At 41.0% G+C, this 20,141-nt stretch carries 15 protein-coding genes; 8 read left to right on the forward strand and 7 right to left on the reverse strand.

Annotated elements, in window-relative coordinates; all coding sequences use genetic code 11:
• The 4 genes from N518_RS16685 to N518_RS0104075 form a co-directional block, all read left to right on the forward strand.
• Nucleotides 1–323, forward strand: a 323-nt coding sequence (locus tag N518_RS16685; protein WP_000306469.1) for an IS30 family transposase, incomplete at its 5' end; no start/stop codon positions are given.
• A gap of 72 nt (nucleotides 324–395) precedes the next feature.
• Nucleotides 396–1,043: a hypothetical protein gene (locus N518_RS0104065; protein WP_005024126.1), complete on the forward strand. Its 648-nt coding sequence runs from the start codon at nucleotides 396–398 to the stop codon at nucleotides 1,041–1,043.
• Between the two features lie 276 nt (nucleotides 1,044–1,319).
• Nucleotides 1,320–1,646, forward strand: coding sequence for a hypothetical protein (locus N518_RS0104070; protein WP_005024124.1), 327 nt, complete (start codon nucleotides 1,320–1,322; stop codon nucleotides 1,644–1,646).
• 75 nt (nucleotides 1,647–1,721) lie between these two features.
• Nucleotides 1,722–2,588, forward strand: a complete 867-nt coding sequence (locus N518_RS0104075) for an SDR family oxidoreductase (protein WP_005024122.1) — start codon at nucleotides 1,722–1,724, stop codon at nucleotides 2,586–2,588.
• Between the two features lie 145 nt (nucleotides 2,589–2,733).
• Here N518_RS0104075 and ssb read toward each other — a convergent pair whose 3' ends face one another.
• From ssb to N518_RS0104095, 3 genes are all read right to left on the reverse strand, one after another.
• Nucleotides 2,734–3,318, reverse strand: coding sequence for a single-stranded DNA-binding protein (gene ssb / locus N518_RS0104080; RefSeq protein WP_005024120.1), 585 nt, complete (start codon nucleotides 3,316–3,318; stop codon nucleotides 2,734–2,736).
• A 51-nt stretch (nucleotides 3,319–3,369) separates the two neighbouring features.
• Nucleotides 3,370–4,734: an MFS transporter gene (locus tag N518_RS0104085; protein WP_005024118.1), complete on the reverse strand. Its 1,365-nt coding sequence runs from the start codon at nucleotides 4,732–4,734 to the stop codon at nucleotides 3,370–3,372.
• A gap of 148 nt (nucleotides 4,735–4,882) precedes the next feature.
• A complete protein-coding gene (locus N518_RS0104095; protein WP_005024117.1) occupies nucleotides 4,883–5,965 on the reverse strand; it encodes a DUF475 domain-containing protein in 1,083 nt (360 codons plus the stop codon).
• A 240-nt stretch (nucleotides 5,966–6,205) separates the two neighbouring features.
• On the opposite strand from N518_RS0104095, the gene tenA reads away from it, so the two are divergent.
• Together tenA and uvrA are read left to right on the forward strand one after the other, a co-directional pair.
• On the forward strand, nucleotides 6,206–6,880 hold the full coding sequence (gene tenA, locus N518_RS0104100; RefSeq protein WP_005017903.1) for a thiaminase II: 675 nt from the start codon (nucleotides 6,206–6,208) through the stop codon (nucleotides 6,878–6,880).
• A gap of 107 nt (nucleotides 6,881–6,987) precedes the next feature.
• Nucleotides 6,988–9,819, forward strand: coding sequence for an excinuclease ABC subunit UvrA (uvrA, locus tag N518_RS0104105; RefSeq protein WP_005024115.1), 2,832 nt, complete (start codon nucleotides 6,988–6,990; stop codon nucleotides 9,817–9,819).
• A 270-nt stretch (nucleotides 9,820–10,089) separates the two neighbouring features.
• Here uvrA and N518_RS0104110 read toward each other — a convergent pair whose 3' ends face one another.
• Entirely contained in the window at nucleotides 10,090–11,787 is a 1,698-nt protein-coding gene (locus N518_RS0104110; RefSeq protein WP_026444008.1) for a GGDEF domain-containing protein, read from the reverse strand.
• A gap of 1,384 nt (nucleotides 11,788–13,171) precedes the next feature.
• Between N518_RS0104110 and omp33-36 the strand changes: the two genes are divergently transcribed.
• Nucleotides 13,172–14,101, forward strand: coding sequence for a porin Omp33-36 (omp33-36, locus tag N518_RS0104115; RefSeq protein ID WP_262446913.1), 930 nt, complete (start codon nucleotides 13,172–13,174; stop codon nucleotides 14,099–14,101).
• A 60-nt stretch (nucleotides 14,102–14,161) separates the two neighbouring features.
• On the opposite strand, the gene N518_RS0104120 is transcribed toward omp33-36, so the two are convergent.
• Nucleotides 14,162–16,129, reverse strand: coding sequence for a BCCT family transporter (locus tag N518_RS0104120; RefSeq protein WP_026444010.1), 1,968 nt, complete (start codon nucleotides 16,127–16,129; stop codon nucleotides 14,162–14,164).
• Nucleotides 16,130–16,294: 165 nt separating this feature from the next.
• Nucleotides 16,295–16,990 (reverse strand): ion channel, encoded by a 696-nt coding sequence (locus N518_RS0104125; RefSeq protein WP_026056611.1) that lies wholly within the window; start codon nucleotides 16,988–16,990, stop codon nucleotides 16,295–16,297.
• A gap of 346 nt (nucleotides 16,991–17,336) precedes the next feature.
• On the opposite strand from N518_RS0104125, the gene N518_RS0104130 reads away from it, so the two are divergent.
• Complete coding sequence (locus tag N518_RS0104130; protein ID WP_005024105.1) at nucleotides 17,337–18,377, forward strand: hypothetical protein; 1,041 nt, start codon at nucleotides 17,337–17,339, stop codon at nucleotides 18,375–18,377.
• Nucleotides 18,378–18,425: 48 nt separating this feature from the next.
• On the opposite strand, the gene N518_RS0104135 is transcribed toward N518_RS0104130, so the two are convergent.
• Nucleotides 18,426–20,141, reverse strand: a complete 1,716-nt coding sequence (locus N518_RS0104135; protein WP_005017886.1) for a cation acetate symporter — start codon at nucleotides 20,139–20,141, stop codon at nucleotides 18,426–18,428.

Below are 20,141 nucleotides of genomic sequence, written 5' to 3' on the forward strand. Positions count from 1 at the left end.
TGCGTAAAACGTTGACCTATGACCGTGGACGCGAGATGTCAGAACATAAAATACTCGAAGAAGATTTAGGCATAGATGTATATTTCTGTGACCCACATTCACCTTGGCAAAAAGGCACATGCGAAAATATGAATGGTTTAATTAGGCAATATTTACCTAAAGGGATTGATTTAAATCAGGCAGATCAGCATTATTTAAATCAAGTTGCCATGTCACTGAATACTCGTCCTAGAAAGGCGTTAGATTGGCTTACACCATTAGAGAAATTTGCTCAGCTTGTTGATTATCATATGGCTTTTGAAACTGTCGCACCTCATGTTTGAATTCGCCCCTAATTCTATGTTCTAATTATTTTCATGTGATGTATAGATTATTTTAAACACAAGAGGTGAGACATGAATAATATGAACAATCAAAATCAGGAAAATCAACAACATTTGCAAAACCAGCAAGGACAGACTGGCGAACAGAAACAACAGGAAAATAATACCCAGAGCAAACAGGATCAGGGTATTCACCACCAGAACCAACAACTTGGTGTCGGGCAGGAAGGCCAACAGAGTGTTGAGCAACAACAGCAGCAAAGCCAGCAACATACCCAGCAGTCAGACCAGAAAGGCCAAGGTTTAGGACAGCCAGATCAGCAGAATTATAACCCGCAGGGTCAACAGAATCAGTATAATCAACAAAGCCAGCAAGGTTCATCTCAGAGCCAGCAAGGTCAAAATATGGGCCAGCAGGGCATGAGCCAACAAGGCCAAAGTTTGAATCAGCAAGGTGGTGTTGATAATAACCAGCAAGGAACTAATCGTGGTCAGGAAGGCCAAGGGCTGACAGGTACAGGCATGGGTGCTACCAGTCAGCATAATCAGCAAAGTCATGGCGGCCAGCCACAGCAAGTTAGCCCTGAACAGCAACAGCAGCAACGCACCACTCAGTATGAACAGGGTCAGCAGCATCAGCAAAATAGTAATAATGCAATGCAGCATGAAACTGATGATCAATATCGCTCTCGTCAGGAAGGTCAAAATGAAGATTATTAATCTTAGAAAATTAAGATTATTTTCATCTTTGGCTATTTGTTAATATAGATAGATTTAAATATATTACTTCTTTCTTAAAAATAAAAAATTTAATATCGGATATTTATATAATATCCGATTTTTTATATTTAATTTATTAAATAATATTTCAATGTAAAATTAAAAAACATAAAGCAGCAATCCCTCTATGTTTTAATATATTTTCCCAACATCTTTTTTAGTAAATAACTTTTATATTTTAGCTATAGATTTTTACTATAAAGCAGGAGATGTACAATGGTTGACGTAAATGAAAACCTAACGGATACGACCAGCACTTATAAAGACGATACACATCGTCAATCTCAGGAATATTGGAAGGAAAATTATAATAAGACTCCATATTATAAAGATGCATTAACACACTATCCTGACTTGGAATATGATCGTGATTATTCAGGTGCTTATAACTTGGGTTATACCAGCCGCCGAGAAAATGAAGGCCGTCACTTTGATGAGATGGAAGGCAGCTTGCAGCAGAAATGGGAAGAAACTAAACGTGAATCACGTTTAAAGTGGGAACAGGCTAAACATGCTATTAAAGATGCCTGGGACCGTATGTAAGTATTTTAAGTCAAGGATTCAGAATTTCTCTGAATCCTTTTTATTTATTTTTTATAACAATCATCCGGAGATCTTATGAATCAGTACCCAGCTACACCACCTGCACAGATTCAAACCCATCAACCGGGTAAACAGACCAAAATGAATCCCGAGCCTGAAATTATCAAGGCTTCCCATAAAGGTAGTGATAAATTAAAAGATAAAGTTGCATTGATTACTGGTGGTGACAGTGGAATCGGTCGCTCAGTTGCGGTGTTATTTGCACGTGAAGGTGCAGATATTGTGATTGCTTATCTAGAAGAAAGTCAGGATGCTGAAGATACCAAAGCAATGGTTGAACAGGAAGGCCGGCGTTGCCTTCTGGTAAAATGTGATATCCAGAAAAAAGAAGACGTTGATCAGTTAGTTGAAAAAACTCTAAATGAATTCCAGAAAATTAATATTCTGGTGAATAATGCCGGGGTACAGTACCCACAGAAATATCTGACTGATATTCCTCAGCAGCAATTATTCAAGACTTTTGAAACCAATATTTTTTCAATGTTCTATCTGACCCAAGCAGTACTGCCTTATTTAAAAGAAGGGGACAGTATTATTAATACGACCAGCATCACCAGTTATCACGGACATGACCAGCTGATTGATTACTCCAGCACTAAGGGTGCCATTACCTCTTTTACACGTAGTTTATCGACCAATCTCCTTAAAAATAAAACAGGAATTCGTGTAAATGGTGTTGCGCCCGGACCAATCTGGACCCCGCTTATTCCAAGCAGCTTTGATGAAGAACAGGTTAAAGATTTTGGTAAGGAAACGCCAATGGAACGCATGGGCCAACCAAGCGAAGTGGCGCCTGCCTATCTATTTCTGGCTTCCGATGATGCCAGCTATATTTCAGGCCAGGTTATTCATGTAAACGGCGGTTCAATCGTTAATGGCTAATTAAAAATAGATTTGCAGTATTTTTACTTTTGATAGAACTTGCTCAACAACGACTCAGCTCTTTTTTTGAGTCGTTCTTTTTTATTTAAAAAATGAATGTAAAAAAGCAGACCCACAGGTCTGCTTTTTGTTTTATTGACACCTGTTAGAATGGCAGATCATCATCCAGGTCAGCCGGAACTTGAGAGGCTGGAGCTGACTGAGGAGCTTTAGGTGCGAAACCGCCCGGGTTATTATTGCCATAACCGCCACCTTGGTTGTTGTTATTATTAAAACCGCCACCCTGCTGGTTGCCATTACCATAACCGCCCTGGCTACCCTGATTATTATTGAAACGTGGTTGACCATAGCCTTGATCACCACCAAAACCTGCACCTGCCTGATCGCCCTGCTGTCGGCCTGAGTCTAGCATCTGCATCTGTTCACCACGAATCTCGGTAGTATAACGTTCCTGACCGTTCTGGTCGGTCCATTGACGGGTACGCAATGAACCTTCAATATAAACTTTTGAACCTTTACGTAAATATTGCTGGGCAATTTCACCTAGACGGTTGTGTAGCACAATACGGTGCCATTCTGTCTGTTCTTTACGTTCACCTGTGCTTTTATCTGTCCACGATTCACTCGTTGCGATAGAAAACTGTGTTAAAGAGCCGCCATTTGGGAAAGTTTTTGTCTCTGGATCGCGCCCTAAAGTCCCTACTAAAATAACCTTATTTACACCACGCATCAGCTGTTCTCTTCCTATTCATTTCTATGTTTTACTTTATAAGAGTTATGCTTAAATGGCTACCTCTTTACCCAACAACTGCGTCAAATTATGTCGAGCAGCTGCATCCACCTGCTGTTTATCGACTTTAATATAGGCCAGTTGCTGTTCAGGCATCACCACGACCTCTTCAATACCACGAATCGCCAATAACTTAGAAGTCCATTCATCTGTTTCCTGCATTTCTGGCAAGCTTAAAACCAGTGAAGTTAAATAGCGTGGCTGAGCCAGACCAAAACTGATGAATAACCAGATTATGGCAATTGCTGTCAGGATACTCCAGCCTAGAGAAGTATTATGCAAAGTCAGCAGGAAACCGCCCAGTGTTCCTCCGAAAAAGGCACCCAGAAACTGGCCACTGGCATTGACACCCATGGCGGTAGCCTTAGACTGCAAAGGTGCAGATTTGGACAGCCAGGACGGCAATAATGCTTCCATCACATTAAAAGCAATAAAGAAAAACCCGAGGCCGGTCAGCAGAATATATTTAGACTCAAAGCCAAAAATCATGATCAGCAGGCCTAAAATAACTCCAGTAATTGCCGTCAAAAAGATTCCACGCATTTTGCGATATTTTTCCGCCAGGATAATACTGGGAAAAGCAAAAAACAGGCTAACTACCAAAAGCGGTAAATAGACCATGCCATGACTGGCAAGCGGAATATGGGCAAACTCAATCAGCTGTGAAGGTATATATACAAACATTGCGGTAAGCAGCAAATGCAGACTGAATACTGAAAAATGCAGACGGTTCAGGTCACCCATTTTCAGGACCTGCTTAAGCTGTTGCAAATAGCCTTGGGAAAAATTCTTATGATGACGAGTGACCTTAGGCACCATGAATAACATCAGAATCGCCAGAAGGCCCATGACTGTGGTTACCCAGAACAGGCCGGAAATACCGACAATTCCTGTAAGCCAAGGACCCAGACTAAAAGCTACTACGAACGACAGGCCGATACTCATGCCCATCACAGCCATTGCTTTAGTACGCTGCTCTTCACGGGTTACATCGGCCAGTAAAGCCATCACCACTGCTGAAACTGCACCACCTCCAGCAATAGCACGGCCAATAATCACACCATAGATAGTCTCTGACATGGCAGCAATTGCACCGCCCAAAGCAAACAGCAACAAGCCAAACACTATAAGAGGTTTACGGCTAAATCGATCTGCCAGCAAGCTGAATGGAATTTGAAGAATCGCTTGGCTCAGACCATAAATACCCACAGCCAGACCCAACAATGCTGGTGTCGCATACTGATATGACTGCCCTGCTACAGAGAATACAGGAATAATCATGAACAGGCCCAACATGCGTAAAGCAAAGATACTGCTTAAGGCAAAAGTTGAACGGCGTTCTAAGGCATTCATCATAGCAACAGGCTTATTAGAAAATAAGATGAATTATAAGATAAAGCGGCTCAAAGCGCGTAGCTCTGTTATTCGAAATAACGATATTAATGACAATAAAAAAGGGTATATGACTATACCCTTCAACTTATTCTGAGTTTAAAAATATATTCTAACCAAGACGTTCTGTCCGTTTACGATACTGGATTGAAGCCAGTACTGCCCAGACAATAAATGCCACCCCGATCAGGCCGGTTACCACTTCAGGAATATGTACGCCTGTGCCACTTGCCAGCATGATGATGGCCAGTGCGCCAATTGCATAATGCGCACCATGTTCAAGATAGATGTAAGCATCCAGTGTGCCTTTTTCGACCAGATAAATAGTCATGGAACGGACGAAGATTGCACCAATTGCCAAGCCTAGCATAATAATAACTACATCACTGGTAATTGCGAAAGCTCCAATTACACCGTCAAAACTAAAAGATGCATCCAGCACTTCAAGATACAGGAAACCGCCGAAACCTGCTTTTACTACACCGGTTGCTGCGCCATTGCTGTCATGTGTAACAGCGTTGCCTTCTTCATCAATTTCCGGTTCGCCACCTAGCAGATGACTAAGTACCTGTACCCCGATATAAATTACAATTCCCCAGATACCGGCCATAGTTACGACCAGACGTTTTGTCTCGTCTACATTGGCAGCCACTACCAGCAAAGCAATCAGGGCAATAAATACAGACATGGCCGGTACGCTGGCCAAACTGGTTAAGCGTCGCTCCAGCCAGCGAAACCAGTGAGTATCTTTACCTTCATCCAGGAAGAAATTGAGAAAAACCAGAAGCAAGAAAGCTCCACCAAAAGCGGCAATTTCAGCATGATGGTCCATCAACCGCTGCGAATAGGTCGTTGGATCATTAAGTGCCAGTCTTACCACTTCCATTAATCCCATATCAGCAGTGACTGCAACAATCACCACAGGGAAAATCAGACGCATACCGAAAACCGCAATTAAGATACCAACTGTCAGGAAGATCATTTTCCAGAAGTGGTCCCAGTTACGCAGTACTGAGGCATTGACTACGGCATTGTCAAATGACAGGGATACCTCCATTACTGCCAGGATGGCTGTGATGGTCAGAGCCTTGAACATGGTTTCTATGCCTGCTTGAGGCCCATGGGTATAGCCCCAATAAGCTGACAGTGCAAGACACACCACCGTAAAAAAAATGGAAAATCGGAAATGCTTCATGGATAAACCTATTCGCAATGAATGTTTTAAAACCTGTTTGAACCGGAGAGATCTACGGCATCTTGTTCCAGTAATTATGACCTGTTTTTTTTGAAGCCGGTAAAAACTTTTTGATCAGTGAGCAACCTGATGTATTAAGAAGTTTAAGTTATATTCAAGAGCTCATGGTCTTATAGATAACATCCTATAGTGTTGGGATATTTTAAGTATTTTTTAACGCTTACCTTCAGGAGTATAAAATTGCATTTTTCACAATTACTGTGGCGGGATAATCTGGGTTTATATGAACGAATCCTCAAGATGCCTTTCAACCAGGAACTGATGCAGGGAACCTTATGCAAAAAAATCTTCACTCATTATATTATTCAGGATGCACATTATCTGCTTGCCTACGGCCGTGCCTTGGCAGTTTGTGCAGCCAAAGCTGCAAATGCCGAGGAAGTGATTCAGTTTTCTGAAGCTGCACGGGTAGCAATTGTATTTGAACGTAGCCTGCATAAGGATTTCATGCAGAAATTCGGTATTAGCCCAGCCCAATTTGCAGCTACACCATTGACTCAAGCCTGCCATCATTACACATCATTCCTGAGTGCAACTGCCTGGTCAGAAAGCTATCCGGTGGTTCTGGCTGCCCTGTTACCCTGTTTCTGGATATATGCTGAAGTCGGCAGATATATTGTTGAGCATTCAGCGCCCGACAATCCCTATCAGGCCTGGATTGATACCTATGCGGGTGAAGAGTTTCATCATGCGGTAAGGGAAGTGATCATGACATTGGACCAGGTGGCTCAGCAGTGTGATCACGAGACATTAAATAAAATGCAGCAAGTTTATAAACGTGGTGCTGAGCTGGAGTGGATTTTTTGGGACAGTGCCTACCGGCAGCGGGACTGGCCTGAAGGTTTAAGTGAATAGTAAAACAATGTGACATAAACTGACGCTTTAAAATCATAAAAACTACGCTTGAACATTTTTAAAGCGCTACCATATATAGAGTTTTAAACGCTTACTTAGGACGATTCATGAGTCAAAGTCATATCCGTATTCGAGGCGCACGTACCCATAACCTCAAAAATGTGTCACTCGATATTCCACGGGACAAGTTCGTGGTAATTACGGGACTTTCAGGCTCAGGTAAATCTTCTCTTGCTTTTGATACCCTGTATGCCGAAGGTCAGCGCCGTTATGTCGAGTCATTGTCGGCCTATGCGCGTCAGTTTTTATCCCAGATGGAAAAACCGGAAGTTGATGCAATTGAAGGCCTGTCTCCTGCAATCGCAATTGAACAGAAGTCAACCAGTCATAATCCACGTTCTACAGTGGGAACTATTACAGAAATTTATGACTATTTGCGACTGCTTTACGCACGTGTAGGTACACCGTACTGCCCGGAACATGACTTGCCAATGGTGGCGCAGACTGTGTCAGAAATGGTAGATGCTGTAAAAGCCCTGCCTGAAGGGACGGCCTTGATGCTGCTGGCACCGGTAGTACGTGAACGTAAAGGTGAATACTCTACCCTCTTTGAACAGTTGCAAAGTCAGGGTTTTGTCCGTGCACGTGTAGATGGCGAAATTATTGAAATTGATACGCCACCCGAACTGGACAAGAAAAAGAAACATACTATTGAAGTAATTGTGGACCGTTTCAAAGTACGTGATGACCTGGGTAATCGTATCGCTGAATCTTTTGAAACTGCACTACGGCTCGGCGGAGATCTGGCAGTTTTATCCTGGATGAAAGATGAACATCCAGACCGGGTATTTTCGGCCAAACATTCATGTCCGGACTGTGACCGTGCGGTAGGTGATCTGGAACCACGGTTATTTTCATTTAATAATCCGTTTGGTGCCTGTCCAGCTTGTGATGGTCTGGGTACCCGTAGCCACTTCAGTGCCGATAAACTGATCCATAACCCGGAGCTGAGTATTAGCCAAGGTGCAATCCGTGGCTGGGACCGTCAGCGCCCTTATTATTATTCAATGCTACAAAAAGTAGCTGCCCATTATGATTATTCTCTGGAAACCCCGTGGAAAGACTTGGGTAAAGATATTCAGAAGAAGTTTTTATATGGTACAGGGCGTGAGAAAATTGATCTCAGCTATGTGGACGAACGTGGCCGCCGTCATAACCGGGTTATGCCTTTTGAGGGTGTATTGCCACATCTAGAACGGCGCTACCGTGAGACTGAAAGTAATTATGTACGAGATGACCTGTCACAATACTTGTCGAATGCTGCTTGTGATGTTTGCGACGGTTCTCGGCTGAATGAGATTTCACGTAATGTAAAAATTCTGGACCATACCATCAGCCAGATTACCCGCATGTCGATCGGTGATGCCGCACATTATTATGAGCATCTGCATCTGGAAGGCGCCAAAGGTGAAATTGGTGACAAAATCTTCAAAGAGATTCGTGAGCGTCTTCACTTTCTGGTCAGTGTCGGGCTGAATTATCTGAGTCTTGCGCGTTCAGCAGAAACCTTGTCTGGTGGTGAAGCACAGCGTATTCGTCTGGCTTCACAAATTGGTGCCGGTCTGATGGGTGTAATGTATGTACTGGATGAGCCTTCGATTGGCTTGCACCAGCGTGATAACGACCGCCTACTGCAAACCCTGATTCGTCTGCGTGATCTGGGCAATACTGTACTGGTGGTTGAACATGATGAAGATGCTATTCGTGCTGCTGACCATATCATTGATATTGGCCCAGGTGCAGGAGTGCATGGTGGTTATGTAATTGCTGAGGGTACAGCCGATGAACTTTGCCAGCACAAAGATTCACTGACTGGCAAATATCTTTCTGGTGAGTTAAGAATCGTGGTACCACAGCAGCGTGTTCAGCCGCCAAAACCGGAAGAACAGATTAAGCTGTTAGGGGCGTCAGGACATAACCTGAAAAATGTTGACCTTACCATTCCCCTAGGTGTAATGACCTGTGTTACCGGCGTGTCTGGTTCTGGAAAATCCACCCTGATTAACCGGACCTTGTTACCTCTGGCAGCTACTCAGCTCAATGGAGCAACAACCTTAACACCAGAGAAATTTGACAGTATAGATGGTCTGCAATTTCTAGATAAAGTTGTAGATATTGACCAGAGTCCGATTGGACGTACCCCACGCTCCAACCCGGCAACCTACACAGGCGTATTTACACCTATCCGGGAACTGTTTGCCCAAACACAAGAAGCCAAAGCACGCGGCTATAGTGCTGGCCGGTTCTCCTTTAATGTAAAAGGTGGCCGCTGTGAGGCCTGTGAAGGTGACGGCATGATTAAGGTAGCAATGCACTTCCTGCCGGATATGTATGTACCCTGTGATGCCTGTCATGGCAAGCGATATAATCGTGAGACTCTGGAAGTTGGCTATAAAGGTAAAAATATTTCCGATGTACTGGAAATGACGGTAGAAGATGCAGCTGCATTCTTCGAGGCTATTCCGGTAATTCATCGCCGTCTGGAAACACTGACTCAGGTAGGTCTCGGTTATATCCGTCTGGGCCAGTCGGCAACCACCCTGTCGGGAGGTGAAGCTCAACGGGTAAAACTGGCCCGTGAATTAGCTAAACGTGATACCGGGAAGACTCTGTATGTACTGGACGAACCTACCACAGGCCTGCATTTCCATGATATTGCCAAGTTATTAGATATCCTGCATGAGCTACGCAACAAGGGTAATACCATTGTAGTGATTGAGCACAATCTGGATGTTATTAAGACTGCAGACTGGGTGGTCGATCTTGGACCGGAAGGAGGTTCTGGTGGTGGCCAGATTATTGCTACCGGCACACCAGAGGAGGTTGCTGAAGTAGCTATTTCACATACAGGCCGTTTCTTGAAACCTTTATTGAAATAAACTCCTCAGCTGTTAAAGCCCTATTGAAAACGGTGATATATTCACCGTTTTTTTATTTTTAAACTTTATAATTTTTTACTGAGACGTTTTATGCAGACAGATACTTATAAATACTTTTTTTAGCAATACCCTGTTGTTTCTATCAATAGCTTTAATAGCCGCTTTATTTATAAAAATATTCATCAAAATATAAAAAGTTAAAATTTTTAATAGTTTAAATAAAAATTCCAAGTTAGCGTATTCTAGACATTCGAGAATTTAAATCTCTTACTACGCAACACTATTTCGTCCCGCTGCCTTTGCCCGGAATAACGCCTGATCCGCCTTTTCCAGCAGTTCTAACCAGTTTTCTGCGCCTGTCGCGACGCCTATACTCACTGAAACAGAAATTGAATTACCATTTTCAAGCTTAAGATGGGCCTGCTGGACTTCAGCACGAATTTTTTCTGCCACTTTCAAAGCTGCACCGAACTCGACATATTCCAAGAATATGATAAATTCGTCTCCGCCATAACGAATAATCAGATCCGAAGAACGTACACTTTTTTTAAGCTGACTGGCAACAAGCTGAATAATTTGATCACCAATAATGTGGCCGTACTGATCATTCACCTGTTTAAAATAATCAATATCTACCAGAATCAGACAAGTCTGGCTTAATTGTTTAACATGCTTTTCCAGATACTGTATATGCTCATCCAATGCTAGGCGATTCGATACTCCAGTTAAAATATCGGTATTGGCGATATTACGCAGTTGTAATTCAAGTACATCACGCTCGGCCAGCTGTGCCTGTAGTTTTTGTATGGCTTCAAATAGCGAAAGTGGATAAAGAATATCTGAGGACTGGATACGAGCATCTTGATGACCGGCAAGCTTTAAAATCAGATTGCGTGCCCGGATTAAGGGGGTAAATACTTTATAGCGTGCATAAACCATAGTAAAAATGGCGGTAAACACAGAAATAACAGAAACAGAAAGAGTCAGAATAAATTTTTTCCATGCCTTACTGCGTACCTCTTCAGCTGTTTTAACGCTATGATCCAGCAGAAAATCCTGTAAATTAACCACTGTCAAAAATTTATCAACGATTTGTTCAGTTAACTGGGTTCCTGTCATAGAGTACGGCTGATTTTTTATACTTTCATTGATCAGCGTTTTTACCATTGGAATCGCTTTTTCCAGAAACTCTGTTTTAACTTCACCATGTAGTCTTAAATATTGGGGTGTTCTATATTTATCCTGTTGAATAGAATTAATCAGATCCCATAAGTAATAAGCCTGATACTGGGTCTGCAAAGAGCGTGCAAGATTTTCCTCTGGAATTTTCTCCTGAAAAGTGACCGCTGCAATAATATTGGAGGCCAAACGTCCAGCCTGATCACGCAGGTCAGTCAAAATTAAAATCAGGGTATAATAATCAGAGATAACGGTATTTTTCCCCACTGAATGTGAAATGACATTTTTTAAGACCTGATGAGCGCTATCCCAAGCAGCAAACATTTTCTGAATCGACCGATCAAGCTGTATAGAGGTTCTTTTAGAGCGAGGAATAGCAATATAGCCATCTATAGCCTGTCTACCCTGCTCTAGCGAATGCACCACATTCTTAGATACATTTTCAGCATCTGCCGACAAGCCGGCCTTGTTTAAAATATCTACTGTTTCAGCAATATGTTTATCTACTGATTTTCGAAACTCAATTAGTTCCCTGAGATTCTGTGCAAACTCTTCTGTGGTACTCGACATGACTTTATTTGATGGGCCACGTTCTCGTGAAATCATATTTGTCAGCTCGGCCATATTACGTAGTGCAGAAATTTCTGTTAGAGCCAGGTCTGTTTTCTTGTAAGTACGATAACTGTCTATAGTCAGAGGAATACAAATAAAAAGAAGTGAAAAAATAATAACCAACATGGACCAGAATAAACGCCGGGTAATATATTCTGAACGTAGCTGGTTCTTCATCAAACATATCCCATTACAAATTCTAGTATTCAAAAATATATTTTATAAAAACTTAAGATCATAAAAGTTTCGGGCAGAGATGGCTTCTTTAGAATACTTAAACTTTACTGATGTTTTTTTAATGGAAAGTTAGTAATAACCTGTTCCCCAAGAGGGGCTATTTTACCTTTTACTCTATTTTTTTCAATAGTTTAAAAATTTATCACTCTAGTTTTAAAGTCTAAGAGCTCTACAGAATACATAGAACTGTGAGTAAAAATATGAATATTTTTAAATACACTATATTTTTCTTTAAACAAAATTTATAAAATTTTATTAAAAAATCAGAACCATAATTTTAATAACTTTTCTGAAAGATAAAAGATAAATATTTTCTGCAACTATCTAATGTTTCATTTAGCTTAAATCCCTTTTCAAGTTAAAGATTAATATTTTTTCTAACTCTATAATTTTTCTATTAATTGGTTTTACCGTTTTTTAAAATATTAATTATCAATTTAACACATTTAAAAAACTGTTGCATACTACATTTAAGAACAATAAGTGAGATTTTCATCACACTTATTTGAATTCCTCAGGATGTATCTCCCAAATATTATGCATCCTTTCTGGCCCAGTTATCTCTTTTAAGCTGGGCCTTTTTTTACTTAAAATTTACTTATTTTTAGTTAAAACTTTTTTAAAATTACGCAAGTCATTTTTTGGTTTTGCATGTACAGCTCAAATTTCTTATTTGAACTGTAATTTAAAATAGCACACTGTCTAAGTATAAAACTCAGGTTAAAAAAAAGCCCAACCTTGGGGAAAGCTGGGCGGATAAACCAGAAATACGGTTTTAAAAATTCTGTGGTGCAGATATAAGTTGTATATATCTGATATAAATATTATGTGATTTTTCATGTATAAAGTAAAGTTGATTAATTTAATAAGGATTAGAAAATCTATCGCTTTTTACAATTTTGTAGAGCTAAGTCTTATCTTAATCTAACTACTAAGATAAATTCTAGTTTAAAGTTTTTAGCTTATAGAGTGCTTAAAAAAGCATCTGTCCTACCAAAAATTAAATGTAAAATACTTCAATTTGATTCTTCTCTTATTTCTAGAATTATTGATTAATTCCTCTATATTAATCAGTTAAAACAATCATAAAATTCTTATTCAAGACTTATTTTTTCCCAAAATTTATTCATTAATTAAGTATTACTTAACTGTTATATCGAAACTTTTTAAAAGGTTGACAAACTTTATTCCAAATGAGTAAAAAATGTCCTTTATCATATTTAGTATAATTACTCTGTAAAATAATATCTTTTTACTTCATTGACTTAATAAATTGTTACAATACAATGCAGGGGTTTAATCCATTTTTAATAAACTGGTAAATATCATGAAAAAACTCGGTTTAGCCACTGCTTTACTATTAGCCATGACCGGTGCGCAAGCATATCAATTTGAGGTTCAGGGACAATCTGAATATATCGATGCCACACTCAATGATAAAGATTTTACTGGTTCAGTAGCCGGAACTTACTACTATAAAAATGTAGATTCAAGCAAAGGGCCATTAGCTGAAGCCGCATTTTTAAACCAAGCTTCTAACATTTCTCTTGCTTACACCTATGGTAATCTTGACTTGGGTGCAGATCGTACCTTGAGTCTAGATACTGAAGCACACACTTACGGTGTAAAAGGTGAAGCATATATTCCGACTTCAGTTGTTCCGTTATATACCAGTGCAGCTTATAGCCACACTAAAACAGATACAGATATATCTGAGTTTGGTACAAAATTAGGTTCTATTGAAAATAATGGCGATCGTTATGCATTAGAGCTTGGTGCACTTCTGGCACCTAATTTCCTGGTAGCAGTAGGCTATGCAAATATTGCTGATCCTTTTGCTCTAGACGCCAACAATATTATGTCTAATGGTATTCTAAAAACTGTAGGTGAAGCTGCAACTGCTGGTTTTACTAATCAGCGTCTTTCTCAAGATATCGTAACTGCCCGCACTAAATATGTAGGCCCAGTTGATGGTACAAATGCATCAGTTGGTTTTGAAGCCGCAATGATGCATGCAGACAGCAACAATGCATATCAGTTAAAAACTGATGTCTACTTTACACCAAAATTTAGTGTAGGCGCTTCTTATGCTGAATCTAATTTTACTGATGTAATGGATTCAGCTTGGGGAGCAAACATTAACTACTTTATTACTCCAGCAGTTGCAGTAGGCGCAAGCTATGTTAATGCAAACGCAGTAGGTATAGATGCAGATACTCAAACTGTAGGGGTTAACGCCAAATTCCGTTTCTAATCTGTTAACAGATTAAGGAACTAAAAAAGGACTCCATTGGAGTCCTTTTTATTATTGCATTTAACTGCGTATGACGTTCAGGAAGTAAAGATGACGTTCATACTGGTCCAGAATATCCTGAAGCAGATCTTCTTGCGTCCATTCCATAACATCATAATTTTGTCCTCCCTCTCTTAAAAACACTTCAGCCTGATAATATTCATGGTCGGTAGCTGATTGGGCTCCAGTCATAAAGCTCGGAGGGGTAGTTTCACGTGAAACCACTTTATAGATAAAATTAATCTCATTCCGATGATCCACCCTTAATAGCAATCCGTCCTCAAGAGTTTCTATGCTCACCTCAAGATTACGACGTTTAAACTCATGCTGAATATGCTGAAATGCCTGAGCAACTGTAGACTTTATATAATGCTCTACTTCATCACGACTATGTGGATAATGCATAATTAGGCCCAAACGCTGTTGCCAGCTGCGCGGGTTATGAATAGCACGCGGTGTAATACGTGCCTCCTGAATAGCCTGCATTTTCAAACTGTCTAATCTTAGTGCCTTGAGCAACCCCCAGCAGATGAGCAGCATAATAAAGGTAAATGGCAAAGCACTCATAATGGTGGCGGACTGTAATGCACCTAAACCACCAGCCATGAGCAGAATAATAGCCAGTAGCGCCATAAGTACTGTCCAGAACAGCCGCTGCCAGGCAGGAGACTGATCTGTTTTAGAGGTGAGATAATCGGTAACCAGGGCGCCTGAATCGGCAGAGGTCACAAAAAACAGCATGACCAGAACAGTTGCTAAAATACTGCTCACTCCAGACCAAGGTAACTGGGTCAAGAATTCAAACAGCGCTACAGAAGAATCAGTTTTTACAGCTTCTAGCAGGCTATTATTTCCTTCAAACATCACATTATATAGCGCTGCATTACCTATGAATCCCATCCAGATAATGGTGAAACCTGTAGGAATCAGCAATACGCCTGCAATAAACTCACGGACAGTACGTCCTCGTGAGACTCGGGCAATAAACATACCCACAAATGGTGACCACGAAATCCACCAAGCCCAGTACATGATAGTCCAGCCACCAATCCAGCCATTAGGCTGATAGGCATATAAGTTAAAAGTCATGCTGAACAGGTTAGATACATATTGTCCTGCTGTCTGGATGGTGGTCTGCAATAAATAAATGCTGGCGCCAGTTAAAAATATGAAAGCCAGCAATAGCAATGCCAGAATGAGGTTGAGTTCAGATAAACGCTTAACGCCCTTATCCAGACCTAAAAAAACCGAGAGTGAAGCAATACTGCTTACCACAACAATTAAAATAATCTGAGTCAGAATACTCTGCTCCCAGCCAAACAGGTAATTTAATCCCGAGTTAATCTGTGTTACACCAAAACCCAGAGAAGTGGCAACCCCGAATATGGTCCCAATTGTGGCGAAAGTATCGACTCCATCACCAATTGGTCCATAAATACGCTTACCAATTAAAGGATATAAGGCTGAGCGGACTTTTAATGGAAGCTGATGACGGTATGCAAAATAAGCCAGTGACAACCCAACAACTGCATAAATAGCCCAGGCATGTAAACCCCAATGGAAGAAAGTAACACGCATGGCCTGTTGTGCTGCCAGTACGGTCTCCGGCTGGCCACTTGGTGGACTGACATAATGCATAATGGGCTCAGCAACACCAAAGAACATTAAGCCAATCCCCATACCTGCAGTAAACAGCATGGCAAACCAGGAAGGATAGGTATAATCAGGTTGACTATGATCTGGCCCAAGTTTGATCCGGCCCATGGAAGACACAGCAATACCTGTTAGCAGGATTAAAAATAAGGCAACCGATAAAACATAAAACCAGCTGAAAGAATCAGTAATCCACTGATTTAATTTTTTGGTCAGAAGTTCAAATGCATCAGGAGCAAAAATAACAATAGCTAAAAAGATCAGGATAATCACAACCGTGCTAATAAACACATTAGGATTAACATTGGAAAACCAAGCTTTGGACTTGGAAGACATAGGTGATTTACCCCCATATATTTTTTTAATAAAATGACAGACTCTGCGGTCAAAATGCATTCTGCTAAGACATTGTAAAAACAAAGAATACTGAACCAGTATTCAGAGTGATATATTAAATTAACTTACAAATGAAAGCCGTTAACTTCCTGTAAAGGAAAATTTTCAAGATTTGTCTTTATTCGTACGGGGTGAATGTGAAATATATTGCAGTACAATAAGTCTTGAAACGATAAGTGCCAGATACATTACTCCGCCAAACATCTGTAACATTGCCAGAACACGTGCCGCCGGACTGACTGGCATCAGGTCTGCAAGACCCGTAGCTGACTGGAGACTAAAGCTTAAAAACAGAAGATCCAGCCAGGTTTGCAATGGCCCTGTCCGATTTGGATTTTGAAAGCTATAAGGAACTACCAGTTGGCAGATGTTATAAAGAAAGGCAAAACCCCAAGCGATCAAGGTAAAGACTGCGGCAGCTGCAAAAAGCTCATCCTTAGTAAGATAACGGTCAGCAAACATATAGCGGATCAGTCCATAAGCCGCACAGAAATAGGCACTTGCTTCAAAAGCATGGGTAGTAATGATCAGACCCACATGTTCATAACCAAAAAGTATGGGCACAGAAAAAATAAAAGCACCGCCGACAAAAATGAGACCGAGTGCGGTGTAGGCTGGAGTCTGGCGTATCATTTTTGCCACCAGTAATAGTGCAATCACGCCCAGTAACCAGGTGACAGAACGAGACGGTGTACTATCATTGCTGAGCAAAGATAAAATCAGTATAAAAAATTGTAATAAAACTAACTGGGCGGAAGGTAATAAACGAAGACCTTTCCAGAATCCAAGAAGTACACGCAAGCCTGCTTTTAACCCAGCCATTTTCTAATGTAGCCATTATTATTTATTAATTAAATGAAGTGTGGCGAGACCTTATAAAAAGAAAGTATAAATTTATAAAAGCTTATATTAAGAAATGTAACATTAACTCTATACCTGTAAACTCTATATCTATAGGTTTTCTTTCAATTAATCTTTTAAAAACAATAATTTTAAAATTTTATCTAAAAAATATCTCTAAAGCCTATGCCTACTCAATTTTTACAAAATAATGACATTAAAAGGACCTATATCCAAGATTTTAGAGTAAAAATTCTAATTCGTTTTTAAGTCTAAAAAAACAAATAAAATTAAGGAAGTACATTTTATGAAAAAGCAGATCAGCTTACTTGGCTTGGCTTTAAGCTCAACTTTACTGGTAGCCTGTGGAGGAGGCGGAAGTTCCAATGACGCTACTATCACTACGCCACCAAATGTGCCTAATGAAACAATTTCGCCAGAATTATCAGAAGAATTCGTGCCTTTTGAAGACCAGAGTATTCTGGACAAGGTTCGCGATAAAATCACTGGTGATCGCAGCAATGAGACAGACTATAACGTTGCATTAGGCCACATGGTTGGAGAGGTTTTTGCAGACTATCCTTATGGTCGGACTGGCAGACTGGTACAGATTTATAATCTGGGTCTAAATAGCATCAAGTTTCCAAACCGACTTTGTGCAGAAGTAATTACGAATGGCTCAGTAAAGACTTTAAGCCTAAAACAGGATAAGGAAAACTGTATTATTCTCGATAAAACTTATCGTCAGGGCTCAAGTATTACCCAAACCGTAAATGGTGATACCACTACTTTGAAATTTACCAATGTGCGCTATGGTTCAAATGTAGATTTTAGCCTGAAAGATGATTACCTGATTTCAGGCAGTATTTCCTATCGGGAAACAACAACTACAGCAGGTAAAGAAAAGGCTTATCAGGTTGATCAGTTGGAATTTCAGCGGGTCAGCAAGGATGCTAATGCACCAGCTGGCGGAACAAACTATAATGAAACCAGTAAAGAGTACCTGCAAGTCAGAAACTATAACTACCGTTTAGCCGATGAATATGGCAGCGGAAGTAATGGAATACGCACTCTTACCACCAGCGGGACAATTATTGGCCAGCCTTACCAGGCAGATTTCCGTTATAGCTTTAATTTTGAGACCACTACACCCTTTAAAATGGCTGAAACCATATCTAACAATTATAAGCATTTACCTACTGAGGGTAATTTAAAAATACGTGACACCTACAACCAGATGATTGATGTGCGCCAGAACCAGCCTGAATCATTAAAAGCTACTGTTTATTTTAATGGTAGTGAAATTGCTGACCTGTACTGGTCAACTATTATTGGTGACAAGAAATAATGAATTAATAAAAAGCCCCGCAATTGCGGGGCTTTTTATTTAAATCAATTAATGATCTTGAGCACCGGAAGCTCCGATACCAGTCATGGAACGTACAAACTGGGCATCGAATTCTTTACGTTCACGCTGTGCACGCGCTGATTTATCAGTTACAGAGAACAACCAGCAGCAGAAGAATGAAAGTGGCATAGCAAAGATTGCAGGGCCATTAAAAGGGTTAATTGGCGTATCAGAAATACCGAGTGTATCCACCCAGACTGCTTTAGACAGCACAATCAGAATTACAGCAAGTGACAGACCCACAACACCACCGGCTACTGCACCACGTGTCGTCAGGCCTTTCCAGAACATAGACAGAACAAGTACCGGGAAGTTAGCACACGCAGCAACCGAGAATGCCAGACCTACCATGAAGGCCACGTTCTGTTTCTCAAACAGGATACCTAAAATCATTGCAAAGATCGCAAGGCCCAGAGTGGCAATTTTAGACATGCGAAGTTCAGATTCAGGCGTAGTCTGTCCTTTTTTAAATACGTTTGCATACAGGTCATGCGAGATTGCAGAAGCACCTGACAGGGTTAAACCAGCCACTACGGCAAGAATTGTGGCAAATGCTACCGCTGAAATGAAGCCCATAAACAGGTCGCCACCCACAGCATCAGCCAGATGGACCGCAGCCATATTGTTACCGCCTACAAGCTCTAACTTGCCTGTAACCGCCATTTTCGCTACATCAATGAATTGTGGATTATTCGATACATACAAGATTGCACCGAAACCAATGATGAAGGTCAGCAGATAGAAGTAACCAATGAAACCTGTTGCTACAACCACTGATTTACGTGCTTCTTTTGCATCTTTTACTGTAAAGAAACGCATGAGGATATGTGGAAGACCAGCAGTACCAAACATCAATGCAAGTCCGAGGGAAATCGCATCAATTGGGTTCTCTGCCAGTTTGCCTGGTCCCATGATTTTGCCTGCTTCTGCCAGTGTAATATCATGGACTTTAGCGAAAATCTGGATAGATTGGTCAAACATTGCAGTAAAGCTGAAGCCAACACCTTTCATTACCATAAATGCCATGAAAGTTGCGCCAGAAAGCAGCATTACAGCCTTGATGATCTGTACCCAAGTGGTAGCCAACATGCCGCCGAACATTACGTAAGCCATCATCAGCAGGCCAACAATTACAACCGCGATATTATAGTTCAAGCCAAATAGCAGTTTGATCAGCTGTCCCGCACCGACCATCTGTGCAATGAGGTAAAACGCGACCACGACCAATGAGCTGATTGCTGCCAAGGTACGAACCGGCTTTTCTTCCAGACGGAATGACACCACGTCTGACAGGTTATATTTACCCAAGTTACGCAGACGCTCTGCAATCAGGAACAGAACAATTGGCCAGCCAACCATGAAGCCTAATGAGTACAGCAGACCATCGAATCCTGAACTGAACACCATGGCAGAAATACCCAAGAACGATGCAGCAGACATGAAGTCACCAGCAATCGCCAAACCGTTCTGGAAACCCGAAATACCACCACCTGCAGTGTAGAAGTCTTGAGTTGACTGAGTCTGTTTGGCTGCCCATTTGGTAATGAACAATGTAAGGCCGACAAAAATCACGAACATGATAATTGCGTGCCAATTCGTAGCCTGCTGCTCAGCCGCACCCAGATCAGGGCCAGCCATAGCCAGACCAGAAGTTAAAAATGTGGACGCAGCAAATACTTTTGCTTTACATGAATTCCATTTCAT

Origin of the sequence: Acinetobacter sp. UNC436CL71CviS28 (assembly GCF_000620525.1) — a bacterium.
GTDB lineage: Bacteria > Pseudomonadota > Gammaproteobacteria > Pseudomonadales > Moraxellaceae > Acinetobacter > Acinetobacter radioresistens.